Source organism: Streptomyces sp. Ag109_O5-1 (assembly GCF_003814875.1).
Lineage (GTDB): Bacteria > Actinomycetota > Actinomycetes > Streptomycetales > Streptomycetaceae > Streptomyces > Streptomyces sasae.
In genome coordinates, this window is sequence record NZ_RKQF01000001.1 from 1,371,870 (window position 1) to 1,385,812 (window position 13,943).

Here is a 13,943-nt window from a genome sequence, read left to right on the forward strand (position 1 = left end):
GTCATGCTCGACGTACCCGGCCTGAACAAGGTCTACGAGGGGTCCGGCCGCCGGGTCGAGGCGGTACGGGACCTCACTTTCACCGTGGAGGCGGGCGAACTCGTCTGTCTGGTCGGCCCGTCGGGCTGCGGCAAGACCACTCTTCTCAAGTGCATGGGCGGACTGCTCATCCCGACCGGCGGCGAAGTCCTCCTGGAGGGCCGGAGGGTGACCGGGCCACCGCCCGGGATGGCGTTCGTCTTCCAGGAGTACGGCCGCAGCCTGTTCCCCTGGATGCGGGTCGCCGCGAACATCGAACTCCCGCTGAAACAGAAGGACTTGACGCGCGAGCGGCGAAAGGAACTGGTCACGGACGCGCTCCGCTCGGTCGGTCTCGCGGACGCCGCCGGCGCCTACCCCTGGCAGCTCTCGGGCGGTATGCAACAGCGGGTGGCGATCGCGCGTGCCCTCGCCTACGAGCCCCGGGTCCTCCTCATGGACGAGCCGTTCGCCGCCGTCGACGCCCAGACCAGGGCCGACCTGGAGGACCTGGACCTCGGTCTGTGGCGGGAACGCGGGATCACGATCCTGTTCGTCACCCACGACATCGACGAGGCGGTCTATCTGGGCCAGCGGGTGATCGTCCTGTCCGCCTCCCCCACCGTCGTCCAGGAGCAGCTGAAGGTCGATCTGCCGGACCGGCGGGACCAGTTGCACACCCGGGTCGCCCCGCGCTTCGCCGAGCTGCGGACCCATGTGTACGAGCAGATCCAGGCGGCGAAGCGCGGGGTTCCCCGGGAGCCGGGGGTCACGACGTCAGATACGCCTCCACCTCACTGAACTGCCCGGCCGGCCAGCCGTCGTTGGCGCTGACGGTGAGCCGCAGATAGCGCAGGCTGGTGGAGCCGGGCAGGGCGACGGTGACGGTGTTGCCGGTGGCCGGGTCGAAGCGGTAGCCCGTGGCACCCACGACCGTCGAGTAGCTGGAGCCGTCGGTGCTGCCCAGCACGGTGATGGTCTGGGTGCGTGCGTTCCAGGCCGAGAGCGGGGGCAGTTTCAGCACCAGCCGGCGGACCGCGTAGGAGGAGCCGAGGTCCACGGTCAGCGACTGCGGGAACGCGTTGTTGGCCGACTCCCAGTAGCTGTTCGCGTCGCCGTCGACGGCCTTGCCGGGCGTGTAGACGTCCTGCGAGCCGGTGGCGGTGGCCGGGCGGCCCTTGGCGAGGTTGCGGCCCGGGTCCGGGTCGGGATTGCCCTGCCCCGGCGTCGGCCAGGTCGAGCAGTCCGACCAGGTGCTGGACCACCCGGAGTTGCCGCCCCCGTCGGTGAGCGCGAAGGGGCCGGAGTTGGAGGGGTAGGGGCAGTTGTAGATGCCGGCCGCGCCCACACTCGTGGCGGTGACGTTGCGGAGGGTCGCAGCGCCCTGGGCCTCGGCCTGGACCACGACCGTCCCGGTGTTCCGCACGATCGCCCCGTCCACGGTGACGTTGCGGACCGGGTAGCCCTGCCCGCCGCCGGAGACGAACTCGAAGGCGCTGTACGGGCTGTCGGTGATCGTCGTGTTGGTGATGCTGACGGTGGCGTTGATGGCGCTGTCGTACGAGTCGACGCGCAACGCGCCCATCGGATGGTTCCAGTTGGGGTTCATCGCGCCGGTGCGGACGAGCGTGTTGCCGTCGACCGTGATGGTGCCGGCCAGCGGGTTGAAGGGGTCGAGGAACTTCTGGTTGGAGATGGCGATGCCGCTGCCGAGGGCGTCGGTGTCGGAGATCAGGTTGTTCTTCACGGAGATGTCCGTGCCGCCGTAGATCGCGATGCCGTTGGCGAGGTTCGGCTGGGAGATGGTGTTGTTCGAGAAGCTGGAGTTGGTGTCGGGCGAGTACAGCGACCACATGGCGAGGGAGTCGTCGCCCTGGTTGCGCAAGGCCGATCCTGGTGCCGGTGGTGGTCGCCGACTCCGCCTCGACCGAGGTGAAGGGCACACTGGCGCCCGCCGCCGCATGGGCGGCGGCGGCGATGGCGACGAGCATGCCGGCGGCGAGAGCCACCACCGCGGCCACGGATGGCATGCTCCTGACAGATCTGACCATGGTGCTGTGCATGTGCCGATCCCTTCCTGGTGGGGGGTGCTCGGGGACAGCGGGATGCGCGCCGGCGGTTCAGCTCAGCAGCCAGGCCGCCGTGTCCTGCGGAAGACGGCCTTCGTCGTCCAACGGGCCGCTGGTCAGCAGGAGTCGAGTGTGGTCGGGGAGTTCAGCGGGGGCGGGCGCGAGGTTGACCACGCAGGTCACGCCAGCGGCGCGGGTGAAGGCGAGGACGCCTTCGGGGGCGGGCAGCCAGGTCAGCGGGCCGTGGCCGAAGACGGGGCGCAGGGCGATCGCCCGCCGGTAGAGGGTCAGCATGGAGCCGGCGTCGTCCTGCTGACGGTCGACCGCATACGAGGCCCAGCCGGCCGGCTGCGGCAGCCAGGGCTCCGCCTGTGAACCGAATCCCGCATACGGCAGATCGGCCGCCCAGGGCAGTGGCACCCGGCAGCCGTCGCGGCCGGGGTCGGTGCCGCCGGACCGGAAGTACATCGGATCCTGGATGCGGTCCACCGGGATCTCGGCCTCCGGCAGCCCCAGCTCCTCCCCCTGGTAGATGTACACCGCGCCGGGCAGGGCCAGGGACAGCAGGGCGGCCGCGCGGGCCCGGCGTGTGCCCAGCTCCAGGTCCGTCGGGGTGCCGAAGGCTTTGGCGGCGAAGTCGAAGGCGGTGTCCTCACGGCCGTACCGGGTGACCGTGCGGGTCACGTCGTGGTTGCACAGCACCCAGGTGGCGGGGGCGCCGACCGGCGCGTGTTCCGCGAGGGTGGTGTCGATCGACGTCCGCAGCCGGTTCGCGTCCCAGGGGCAGGAGAGGAAGGAGAAGTTGAAGGCGGTGTGGAGTTCGTCGGGGCGCAGGTAGCGGGCGAAACGTTCGGTGTCGGGGAGCCATACCTCGCCGACGAAGACACCGGCGTAGACGTCGGCGACCTCGCGCCAGGAGCGGTAGACGTCATGGAGTTCGTCGCGGTCGACGAAGGGGTGCGGCTCCGGGTGGGTGGCGAGGTCGGGCAGGTCGGGGTCCTTGGCGAGCAGGGCGGCCGAGTCGATGCGGACGCCGGCGACGCCCCGCTCGAACCAGAACCTCAGGATGTCCTCGTGCTCCTGGCGGACGGCGGGGTGGGCCCAGTTGAGGTCGGGCTGTTCGGGGGTGAAGAGGTGGAGGTACCACTCGCCGTCGGGAAGCCGGGTCCAGACGGGTTCGGTGGAGCCGACGAACTGGGACGGCCAGTCGTTGGGCGGGAGTTCGCCGTTCGCGCCGCGCCCCGGCCGGAAGTGGAACAGCTCGCGCTCGGGACTGCCCGGGCCCGCCGCCGACGCCGCCCGGAACCAGGAGTGCTGGTCGGAGACATGGTTGGGGACGATGTCGACGATCGTCCGGATGCCCAGCTCGCGCGCCTCCGCGATGAGTTTCTCGGCCTCGGCGAGGGTGCCGAAGACCGGGTCGATGGCCCGGTAGTCGGCGACGTCGTAGCCGCCGTCCTTCATCGGTGACGGGTACCAGGGGCTGAACCAGAGTGCGTCCACGCCGAGTCCGGCGAGGTACGGCAGCTTGGCGCGGACGCCCGCGAGGTCTCCGGTGCCGTCTCCGTCGCCGTCGGCGAAGCTGCGGACGTACACCTGGTAGATGACGGCCGACCGCCACCAGTCGCGGTCCTCGCGGTCCTCGTGGCCCTTCGGGGCATGGCTGGGCTGTCCCACGGTGCGTGCCTTTCTGTCGAAGGAAGGGCGTCAGCCCTTGGTGCTGCCCGCGCTGATCCCCGCGATGATGTGCCGCTGGAAGACGAGGAACATCGCGACCATCGGGATGCTGGCGATCACCATCGCGGCGATGAGCACGGTGAGCTGGATGTTCTGCGACAGCTGGACCAGGGCCACGCTGATGGGCTGCTTGTCGGTGTCGGAGAAGACCATCAGCGGCCACAGGAAGTCCTGCCAGACCGCGACCAGGGCGAAGATCGAGACGACCCCGAGGACCGGCCGCGACATGGGCAGGACGACCGACCACAGGATGCGCAGCTTTCCGGCGCCGTCGATCTCTGCGGCCTCCAGGACGTCCTGCGGCAGCTGGTCGAAGAACCGCTTCAGCAGATACAGGTTGAAGGCGTTGGCGACGGCCGGCAGCCAGATGCCGAGCGGGTCGTTGAGCAGGCTGGTGTGGATGAAGGGCAGGTCGGCGGCGGTCAGGTACTTGGGGACGACCAGGGCCTGGGCCGGGACCATCAGGGTGGCCAGGATGCCGCCGAGGATCACCTTGCCGAAGGCCGGTCTCAGCTTCGACAGGGCGTAGGCGGCCGCCGTGCAGAACACCAGCTGGAAGGCCCAGGCGCCGGCGGCCTGCACCACCGTGTTCCACAGGTGCTGCGGGAGCTGCATCAGGTCCCAGGCGTCGGTGTAGCCGGAGATGTGCAGGTGCTTCGGGATCAGGGTGGGCGGGGTCTGGGCGACCTCGTCCGGGGACTTCATCGCGCCGGTCACCATCCAGTACACGGGGAAGAGGAAGGCGAGCGCGAAGAGGACGACGACTCCGGTGAAGACGGTCCAGTAGATCGCCTTGCCGCGCGGGCGGGCCAGCGTCGCAGGGGAGATCAGGGTGCGGGTGGCGCTGCTCATCCGTCCTCCCCGGATCGGGTCAGCCGCAGGTAACCGGCGGAGAAGATGCCGAGCAGCACCAGGAGCATCACGCTGAGCGCGCAGGCACCGCCGAAGTCGTTGTAGAGGAAGGCGTACTTGTAGATGAGGTAGAGCACGGTGACCGTGGCGTTCTCCGGGCCGCCCCCCGTGATCACGAACGGTTCGGTGAACACCTGCATGGTGGCGATGATCTGAAGGAGCATCAGCATGAGGATGACGAACCTGGTCTGAGGGATCGTCACATGCCGGATGCGCTGCAGAAGATTGGCTCCGTCGAGTTCGGCGGCCTCGTACAGCTCGCCGGGGATGGACTGGAGGGCGGCCAGGTAGATCAGGACGGTGCCGCCCATGTTCGCCCAAGTGGCGACGATCACCAGGGAGACGAGCGCGGTGTCGGCGCCGTTGGACCAGTTCGAGGTGGGCAGGTGCAGGAAGCGCAGGGTCTCGTTGGCGAGGCCGGCTCCGGGGTCGTAGAACCACTTCCACAGCAGGGCGCTGACCACCGGCGGGATCATCACCGGCAGATAGACCACGACCCGGAAGAACGCCTTCGCGTGCCGCAGTTCGTTGAGGACCAGGGCGAGGACGAAGGGGATCGCGAAGCCGATCAGCAGGGCCAGCAGCGTGAAGGTGAGGGTGTTGCGCCAGGCCGCCGAGAACTCGGGGTCGTGCAGGACCCGGGTGAAGTTGGCGGTGCCGACCCATTCGGGGGACGAGCCGGGCGTGTACTTCTGGAAGGCGATCACGACCGCGCGGATCGCCGGGTACCAGGAGAACAGGGCGAAGCAGATCAGTCCGCCGAGCAGGAAGCCGTAGGCGCGGGCCTGGTCGAGCAGCCGGCGCCGCCTCCGGTCCCCTGCCGGGGGCGGCGCCGGGACCTGTCGGGCGCCGACCGCCGCGGGGGAAGGCCGGCGCTCGGCCGTCTTGGTCATGGTGGTCAGCCCCGGGCCAGGATGCCGTCGATCTTGTCGTTGGCGTCCTTGAGGAGCTGGTCGATGTCGGCGTCCTTCTTGGTGAGGACGGCGGAGACGGTGCCGTCGAGGACGGAGTAGATCTGCTGGGCGTCCGGCGGCTCGATCTTCATCTGCAGGGACTGGTTGCCGTCCAGGAACGCCTGGTAGTTCTTCACCGGGACGTTGGCGTTGGCCTTCTTGACCTGCTGGTCCTTGGCGTCGGCGGTGCCGGTGAACAGCCGCGGCTCGGGCAGGCCGACCGGGGCGTTGTTCTGCTTGGCGCGGGCGTAGTCGCCGAGGAAGCCGTCGCCCGGGGTGAGGAACATGGAGTCCAGCCACTTGAGGCCGGCGTGGATCTGGGCGGGGGTGTCCTTCTTGTTGAACATGTAGCCGTCGCCGCCGATGAGCGTGGCCTTGCCGCCGGGCATCGGGCCGAGGGCGAGGTCGTCGTAGTTGCCGCCCTTCTCCTTGACCAGGATCGGGATGTTGTCCGGGGCGGAGAGGTACATGCCGAGCTTGCCCGAACCCATCATCTGCTGCACGTCGTTGATGATCAGCAGCTGCTTGCTGCCCATCGAGTTGTCGGTCCAGCGCATGTCGTGCAGGTTCTGCAGGACGGCATGCCCCTCGGAGGTGTCCACGGCCGCCGTCCTGCCGTCCGCCGACACCACGTCGCCGCCCTGCGAGTACAGCTCGGCGGTGAAGTGCCAGCCGCCCTGGTTCTGGGCGCTGTAGTCGGCGTATCCGACGGTGCCGTTGCCGAGTGCGGCGATCTTCTTGGCGTCGGCGCGGACCTCGTCCCAGGACGTCGGGGGCTGGTCGGGGTCGAGGCCGGCCTGCTGGAAGAGCTTGCGGTTGTAGATCAGGCCCATGGAGTAGCCGGTGCGCGGGATGCCGTAGACCTTGCCGTCGACGGTGTAGATGTCGCGCAGCTGCTTCTGGATGGTGTCGTAGCTCTTCAGATCCTTGAGGTACGGCGTGAGATCGGCGGCCTGGTTGATGTTCACGACGTGCTTGGCGTCGGTGAAGTACGTGTAGAAGACGTCCTCCATCTGGCCGCCGGCGAGCTTGGCGTCGAAGGTCTTCGGGTCCTGGCAGGGGAACGCGTCGTGCGCGACGACGTCGATGTCCGGGTTCTTCTTCTCGAAGGCGGCGATGTCCTGCTCGAAGAACGACCGGTCGACCTTGGCGCTCTTCGGCGGCTCGCAGTTGACGGTGATCTTCGTCTTGCCGCTCCCCGCGTCGTCGTCACCCGACCCGCAGGCCGAGGCGGAGAGCGCTAGGGACGAGCAGACGCCGATCGCGACGAGAGCACGGCGGAACCCGGTGCTGGACATCGGTGGACCCCCCAGAACAGGAGCGTTGGGCGCCGCACCGGGACCGGTGGGCGTCGCACACTCAAGCACCGGCGCCATACGTCCGCAAGATGTCGCGCAGAATCTGTAATTATTCGACAGCCAGCTGGATCTCTTGAATGCCTCCGTGGATCTCCTTGTCTCTCCTTGTCTCTCCTTGTTTCTCAGTCGCGGGGTGCTTGCGCGGTGGAGCCGCGGACCACCAGTTCGGGTTCGAAGAGCAGTTCGTCGCGGGCCACGGCGCTGCCGTTGATCTGCGCGTTCAGCAGCTCCACGGCCGCCCTGCCCATGGCCTCGATGGGCTGGCGGACGGTGGTCAGCGGGGGTTCGGTGCAGTTCATGAACGCGGAGTCGTCGTAACCGACGACCGACACCCGCGACGGGACGTCCATGCCCTTGCGGCGGGCCGCCCTGATCGCCCCGAGCGCAAGCGGATCGCTGGCGCAGATGATGCCGGTGACACCCCGGTCGATGAGCCGGGTGGCGGCCGCGTGACCGCCCTCGATCGAGAACATGGCCCGGGCGACGTGCGCGTCCGGAAGGTCGCCCATGGTGCGCGCGGCGGCCAGCTTGCGGGCCGACGGCATGTGGTCGGCGGGGCCGAGGACGAGACCGATCCGCTCGTGGCCGAGGGAGGCGAGGTGCCGCCAGGCCTGCTCCACCGCCACCGCGTCGTCGCAGGAGACGCCGGGGAAGCCGAGGTGCTCGATGGCCGCGTTGACCAGCACCACCGGGATGTTGCGGTCGGCGAGCAGCCGGTAGTGGTCGTGCGGCGCGTCGGCCTGGGCGTACAGCCCGCCGGCGAACACCACGCCGGAGACCTGCTGTTGCAGCAGCAGCTCCACGTAGTCCGCCTCGGAGACCCCGCCCTTGGTCTGTGTGCACAGCACCGGGGTGAGCCCGAGCTGGGCCAGCGCGCCGCCGATGACCTCGGCGAACGCCGGGAAGATGGGGTTCTGCAGCTCGGGCAGGACCAGACCGACGAGCCGGGCGCGCTCACCGCGCAGCTGGGTGGGCCGCTCGTAGCCGAGGACGTCCAGGGCGGAGAGCACCGCCTGCCGGGTGGCCTCGGAGACCCCGGGTTTGCCGTTGAGCACCCGGCTGACCGTGGCCTCACTGACCCCGACCTTCTTGGCCACTTCCGCAAGTCGTCGCGTCATAACCGCAAGACTAGCGCAAGTAACGCAAGCCTTTTGCGTAAACCAACGGACTCATGGTGCCGCAACGGCACACGCGGAGCGGCCGGCAGCGAGGAGGCTGCCGGCCGTGCCGGTCACCGTCGGGGGCGGGGTGGGGCTGTCGTTACGCGGACTCGGTGGGCTCGGTGGGCTCGGTGCCCGTGGCAACCGGCTCCGCCGCCTGTGTGGGCACGCGGGCGTCGTCGCGGATGTGCTCGCGGGGGCGCGCGATGAGCAGGTAGAGAATTCCCGCTCCGAGGACGATGCCGACCGAGATGGGGACGAGCCAGCGGTCGAAGAATCCCGTGCCGTTGGCCGGTGTCTTGATGCTGAGCACGATGATCGCGGTCACGCCGTAGACCAGGCCCAGCAGGTTGACCGCCCAGCCCCAGCGGCCCAGGCGGAAGGCTCCCGACGGCTGCCAGCCGCGGGCCCGGGCGATCGCAGAGGCGAGCACGACGCTCTGGAAGCCCAGGTAGATGCCGACGACGGCGAAGGTGATGATGCGGGCCACGGACGCGGAGGGCAACAGGGTGATTCCGGCCGGGACGACGGTGGCGACCGCGATCGCGCCGGGCGGCATGTGGAACGTGGGGTGGATCGTGGAGAACGCGCGCGAGCCGGCGATGACGCCGTCCCGGGCGAAGGAGTAGACCAGGCGGGTCGCGGCCGCCTGGATGGCGAGGACGCAGGAGATGAAGCCGAGCACGATCAGGGCGAGGGCGAACTTGGCGCCCACGGTACCGAGCGAGGCGTCGAGGATCGTGCCGATCGGGTTGGTGTCCTTGCCGCTGAGCACGGCGCCCATGTCGGGGACGGCCAGCAGCAGACCGAGCGTCAGGATGACGGTGGCCAGGCCGCCCACGGCGAGGGTCATGCTCATCGCCCGGGGGATCTTCCTGGACGGGTCCTTGACCTCTTCGGCGATGTCGCCGCACGCCTCGAATCCGAAGAAGATCCACACGCTGAACAGCGTCGCGGCCAGGAAGGCGCCGACCTGGCCGCCGGAGCCGCCGGCCCCGAGGTTGTGGCCGATGACGGAGATGCCCTGGTGGCGGTGGAAGAACAGCAGGTACAGACCGAGGACGACGGTGCCGACGACCTCGGCGACCACACCGGCGGTGGCGGCGAACGCCAGCCGTCTGACTCCGGCGAGGTTGACGGCGCCGCAGAGCACGATGACGACCACCGCGGTCAGGACCGTCGTGGCGTGGTTCACCGGGTAGCCGAGGAGCGGTCCGGCGTACCCCGCGATCGGGAAGGCGACCGAGGTGATGGTGATCAGCAACGCCCAGGTGTACATCCAGCCGGACAACCAGGCGTACCGCGGGCCGACGAGCCGCTTGGTCCACTGGTAGATGCCGCCGGCGATCGGGTACTGCGACGAGGCCTCGGCGAATGTCAGCATGACCAGCCCCTGGCCGATCAGGACGATCGGAATCGACCAGAAGAACACCGGGCCGCCGGTGGCCAGGCCGTAGCCGAACAGCGAGTACACGCCGACGAGAGGAGAGAGGTAGGTGAAACCGACCGAGAAGTTCTGCCACAGGCCGAGCGCGCGCGTCAGCTGCTGCCGGTAGCCGAGAGCGGCCAGTTGCGCGGCATCCGCCGCGTCCTGCCCGACGGGTTCGACGGGTTCTACGGCGGTGGGCGGAGGGCTCGTCGACATGCGGGGACTCCTTCGGGTTCGGGTTCGGGAGGTGCCCCGATATCCGGCTTGGGTGTTCGTCAGGACGTGGCTTCCCGGGTCGCCCCGGTCAGACCCGGCTTGCCGTGGCCGTGTCCGCGGACAGGCGTTGGGCGACGTAGATCGGAACGACGGACAGCAGGACCAGGACCGCCGCCACCACGTTCACCACCGGCGCCTGTTGGGGCCGGGTCATGTTGTCGAAGATCCACAGGGGCAGGGTCTGCACCCCCGGTCCCGCGGTGAACGTCGTCACCACGATCTCGTCGAAGGAGAGCGCGAAGGCGAGCAGTCCGCCCGCGAGCAGCGCCGAGCGCACCAGCGGGAAGGTGACGTCGACGAAGGCGCGGAAGGTGTCCGCGCCGAGGTCGGCTGCCGCCTCCTCGTAGCTGCCGGAGGTGCGGCGCAGCCGGGCGACGACGTTGTTGAAGACGATCACGACGCAGAAGGTGGCGTGTCCGACGACCACGGTGAACAGGCCGAGTCCGACGCCGAGCGGCTGCAGGACCGTGCTGAACGCCGAGTTGAGGGCGATGCCGGTGACGATGCCGGGCAGCGCGATCGGCAGCACGACCACGAAGGAGAGCGCGTCGCGGCCGAAGAAGCGGTACCGGGCGACGGCGAAGGCGGCCAGTGTGCCCAGCACCAGTGCGATCGCGGTGGCGCCGAGCCCGGCCTTGACCGAGGTCCACAGTGCGTCGCGGGCGCCGGAGCTGTGCCAGGCGACCGTCCACCAGCGGGTGGTCAGGCCGGGCGGCGGCCAGCTCGCGCTGCGGTCGGGGTTGAGGGAGTTGACGAGGACCAGGAGCAGCGGCACGTAGATGACGGCGAAGCCGAGGGCGGCGGCGACGCGGAGGGCGATACGGGCGGACCGGGAGAGTGGCATGTGACGTAGCACCCGTCGTCAGAGGCTGCTCAGCGCCCCCGTGCGCCGCATCGCCAGCAGGTACAGCACGATGACGACGACCGGGACGGTGGCGAGCGCGGCGGCCATGGGCAGGTTGAGTTCGATGTTGGCGTAGACGAGGTTGCCGATGAGCTGGGACTTGCCGCCGACGATCTGCACGGTGATGTAGTCGCCGAGGCTGAGCGAGAAGGTGAACACCGATCCGGCGGCCACCGACGGCAGCACCATCGGCAGGACCACGGACCGGAAGGTCCGCCAGGCGCGGGCGCCCAGGTCCGCCGACGCGTCGAGCAGGTTGTCCGGCAACTGCTCCAGCGCGGTGTGGATCGGCAGGATCATGTACGGCAGCCACAGGTATGTCAGCGTGAGCACGGTCGCCGGCAGCCCGAAGCCGGGTCCGCTGAGCCCGAACGGCTTCAGCATCCAGTCGGCGAGGCCGCCCTCGGAGAGGATCAGCCGCCATGCGTACACCTTGACCAGGTAACTCGCCCACAGCGGGGTGAGGATGGCGACCACGAGGAGCGGGCGCCGGCTCGGCCTGGCCACCCTCGCCGTGTAGAAGGCGACCGGGAAGGCGATCACCGCGCACAGGGCGGTCACCGCGAGGGCGACGCCGACGCTGCGCAGGATGACCTGCCGGAACACCGGTGTGGTGAACAGCTCGTGGAAGTTGTCGGTCGACCAGACCTTGACGACTTCCGAGGTGAAGGAGTCCGTCGTCCAGAACGCCGAGACGAACAGGACGGCCAGGGAGCCGAGGTAGAGCACGGCCAGCCACAGCAGCGGGGCGGTCAGCAGCAGGGCGAGGCGGAGCCGGGGGCGCCGGTGCAGCGCCCCCGCGGTCCGGGTGAGCACGGTCATGGCTCAGCCCTTGATCTCGGTCCAGGCCTGCACCCACTTGGCGTACGGCACGCACTTGACGTCGGTGCGGCCGTCCAGGCACTGCTCGATGGGCGTGTTCCAGAAGGCGATGTTCTTCCAGTAGCTCTCGTCGGCCGCGTGGTAGGTCGTGCAGAAGTTCTTGTCGGCGGTCAGGGCGCAGGCCTTGGCGTTGGCCGGGGCCTCGCCGAAGTACTCGGCGACCTCGGCGTTGACCTTCGGGGAGACGATCCAGTTCAGCCACTGGTAGGCGCAGTCGGGGTGCTTGGCCTTGGCGGAGACCATCCAGGTGTCGGACCAGCCGGTCGAACCCTCCTTGGGCACGAAGGCCTTGACCTTGGCGCCCTCGCCGGCGGCGAGGTTGGCGATGACCTGCCAGCTGGTGCCGATGACGGAGTCGCCGCTCTTGAAGGCGGAGATCTCCTTGAGGTAGTCGCTCCAGTACTCGCCGATGTCCGCGTTCTGCTGCTTCAGCAGGGCGACGGCCGCGTCGAACTGCTTCTGGTCGAGCGCGTAGGGGTCCTTGATCTTCAACTCGGGCTTGGTGGCCTTGAGGTACAGGGCCGCGTCGGCGATGTAGATCGGCGAGTCGTACGCCGTCACATGGCCCTTGTACTTCGCCGCGTCGTCGAAGACGGCGGACCAGGAGGTGGGTGCGGGGCTGACCTTCTGGGTGTTATACATCAGCAGGTTGGCGCCGCGGCCGTGCGGGATGCCGTACATCTGGCCCTTGACGGAGTTCCAGGCGCCGTTCTTCAGGCCGCTGAAGATGTCCTTGTAGTTCGGTACGAGCTTGGTGTTGACGGGGGCGGCGTCGCCGGAGGCGATCAGGCGCAGGGAGGCGTCGCCGGAGGCGGAGACCGCGTCGTACTCGCCGGTCTTCATCAGTTTGACCATCTCGTCGGAGCTGGCGGCGACCTTGGAGTGGACCTGGCAGCCGGTCTGCTTCTCGAAGTCGGTGACCCAGTCGACCTTGGGGTCGTCGGACCCGTCCTCGACATAGCCGGCCCAGGCGATCAGGTTGACCTCGCCCTCGGACTTGCCGAGCTTGGCGAGCGGCTTGAGGTCGGGCGGGTTGAGCCCGGTCGAGGCGCCGGAGCCGGAGGAGCCGCAGGCGGTGGCGGCCAGCAGCAGGGCGGCCGCGGCTGCCGAGGCGAGGGGACGGTTGAGGCGCACGACGTACTCCATACGTGAGGGACGGCGGATCCGGAGGCGAGGGACGGCGGATCAGTCGGGGACGTGGACGGTGTGCCGGCGCTGCCAGCGCAGCCGGACGCGGGTGCCGCGGTAGGCGGCGACGTCGTCGGCGGAGGTGTCGAGGTTCTGCTGGAGCGCGGTGAGCCGGCCGCCGCCGTCCAGGTCGACCAGGAAGCGGGTGGCGTCGCCGAGATAGACGACCTCGGCGACGGTGCCGACGGCGTCGGCGTGTCCTTCCCCGTCCGGGTCGGCGCTCTCCTCGAGGACCCGGATCTTCTCGGGCCGGATGCTGTGGGTGCCGTCCTGGCCGAGCACCCGGCGGGCGGTGTCGCCGGTGAGCAGGTTGGAGGTGCCGACGAAGGAGGCGACGAACGCGGTGGCGGGGCGTTCGTAGATCTCGGCGGGGGTGCCGACCTGTTCGATGCGGCCCTGGTGGAAGACGGCGACGCGGTCGCTCATCGTCAGGGCCTCCTCCTGGTCGTGGGTGACGAAGACGAAGGTGATGCCCACCTCGCGCTGCAGGGCCTTGAGTTCGATCTGCATCTGTTCGCGCAGTTTGAGGTCGAGGGCGCCGAGGGGTTCGTCGAGGAGCAGGACGCGGGGGCGTCCGACGAGGGCGCGGGCCAGGGCGACGCGCTGGCGCTGGCCGCCGGAGAGCTGGGAGGGGCGGCGGCCGCCGTAGCCGTCCAGGCGGACCTCGGCGAGCGCTTTGCGGGCGCGGACCAGGCGTTCGGCCTTGGGGACGCCGCGGACCTTGAGGGAGTAGGCGACGTTCTGCTCGACACTCATGTGCGGGAACAGGGCGTAGTCCTGGAAGACGGTGTGCACGTCCCGTTCGAAGGGGGCGCGGCCCGTGACGTCCTGTCCGGCGAGTTCGATCACGCCCGAGGTGGGGGTCTCGAAGCCGGCGATCATCCGCAGGACGGTGGTCTTGCCGGAGCCGGACGGGCCGAGCATGGAGAAGAACTCGCCGTCGCGGATCTCCAGGTCGACTCCGGTCACGGCGGTCGTGTCACCGAACGACTTCCGCAGATCCCGCAACCGGATCGCGCTGGCCTCCATGGGCGGGAACCTTTCTGCCGCTTTCTTG

11 protein-coding genes and 1 pseudogene are annotated in these 13,943 nt (G+C 69.3%); 1 reads left to right on the plus strand and 11 read right to left on the minus strand.

Features of this window, described 5'->3' with window-relative positions; translation table 11 throughout:
- The first annotated feature begins 3 nt into the window (after nucleotides 1-3).
- Nucleotides 4-819, plus strand: a complete 816-nt coding sequence (locus tag EDD90_RS06280; protein WP_123980948.1) for an ABC transporter ATP-binding protein — start codon at nucleotides 4-6, stop codon at nucleotides 817-819.
- Here the strand turns inward: EDD90_RS06280 and EDD90_RS06285 are convergent.
- The 11 genes and pseudogenes from EDD90_RS06285 to EDD90_RS06335 form a co-directional block, all read right to left on the minus strand.
- Nucleotides 788-1,903: pseudogene (locus tag EDD90_RS06285) on the minus strand (discoidin domain-containing protein); the annotation flags it as partial. The gene EDD90_RS06280 and the pseudogene EDD90_RS06285 overlap by 32 nt on opposite strands.
- A gap of 235 nt (nucleotides 1,904-2,138) precedes the next feature.
- The gene (locus EDD90_RS06290; protein ID WP_123972146.1) at nucleotides 2,139-3,764 is read right to left on the minus strand and encodes a glycoside hydrolase family 13 protein; all 1,626 of its coding nucleotides are present in this window, start codon (nucleotides 3,762-3,764) and stop codon (nucleotides 2,139-2,141) included.
- A gap of 30 nt (nucleotides 3,765-3,794) precedes the next feature.
- Nucleotides 3,795-4,676: a carbohydrate ABC transporter permease gene (locus EDD90_RS06295; protein ID WP_123972147.1), complete on the minus strand. Its 882-nt coding sequence runs from the start codon at nucleotides 4,674-4,676 to the stop codon at nucleotides 3,795-3,797.
- Nucleotides 4,673-5,629 carry a carbohydrate ABC transporter permease gene (locus EDD90_RS06300; RefSeq protein ID WP_123972148.1) on the minus strand — a complete coding sequence of 319 codons (957 nt, stop codon included), beginning with the start codon at nucleotides 5,627-5,629 and terminating at the stop codon, nucleotides 4,673-4,675. Before EDD90_RS06300 ends, EDD90_RS06295 begins: the two co-directional genes overlap by 4 nt.
- A gap of 5 nt (nucleotides 5,630-5,634) precedes the next feature.
- Nucleotides 5,635-6,987 (minus strand): ABC transporter substrate-binding protein, encoded by a 1,353-nt coding sequence (locus EDD90_RS06305; protein WP_123972149.1) that lies wholly within the window; start codon nucleotides 6,985-6,987, stop codon nucleotides 5,635-5,637.
- 182 nt (nucleotides 6,988-7,169) lie between these two features.
- Nucleotides 7,170-8,165, minus strand: coding sequence for a LacI family DNA-binding transcriptional regulator (locus tag EDD90_RS06310; RefSeq protein WP_185148958.1), 996 nt, complete (start codon nucleotides 8,163-8,165; stop codon nucleotides 7,170-7,172).
- Between the two features lie 142 nt (nucleotides 8,166-8,307).
- Nucleotides 8,308-9,852 (minus strand): amino acid permease, encoded by a 1,545-nt coding sequence (locus tag EDD90_RS06315; protein ID WP_123972150.1) that lies wholly within the window; start codon nucleotides 9,850-9,852, stop codon nucleotides 8,308-8,310.
- Nucleotides 9,853-9,940: 88 nt separating this feature from the next.
- Nucleotides 9,941-10,756: an ABC transporter permease gene (locus EDD90_RS06320; RefSeq protein ID WP_123972151.1), complete on the minus strand. Its 816-nt coding sequence runs from the start codon at nucleotides 10,754-10,756 to the stop codon at nucleotides 9,941-9,943.
- Between the two features lie 18 nt (nucleotides 10,757-10,774).
- A complete protein-coding gene (locus EDD90_RS06325) occupies nucleotides 10,775-11,638 on the minus strand; it encodes an ABC transporter permease (RefSeq protein WP_123972152.1) in 864 nt (287 codons plus the stop codon).
- A gap of 3 nt (nucleotides 11,639-11,641) precedes the next feature.
- Nucleotides 11,642-12,844 (minus strand): ABC transporter substrate-binding protein, encoded by a 1,203-nt coding sequence (locus tag EDD90_RS06330; RefSeq protein ID WP_185148959.1) that lies wholly within the window; start codon nucleotides 12,842-12,844, stop codon nucleotides 11,642-11,644.
- A gap of 39 nt (nucleotides 12,845-12,883) precedes the next feature.
- Nucleotides 12,884-13,915 carry an ABC transporter ATP-binding protein gene (locus EDD90_RS06335; RefSeq protein ID WP_123972154.1) on the minus strand — a complete coding sequence of 344 codons (1,032 nt, stop codon included), beginning with the start codon at nucleotides 13,913-13,915 and terminating at the stop codon, nucleotides 12,884-12,886.
- Nucleotides 13,916-13,943 lie beyond the last annotated feature (28 nt).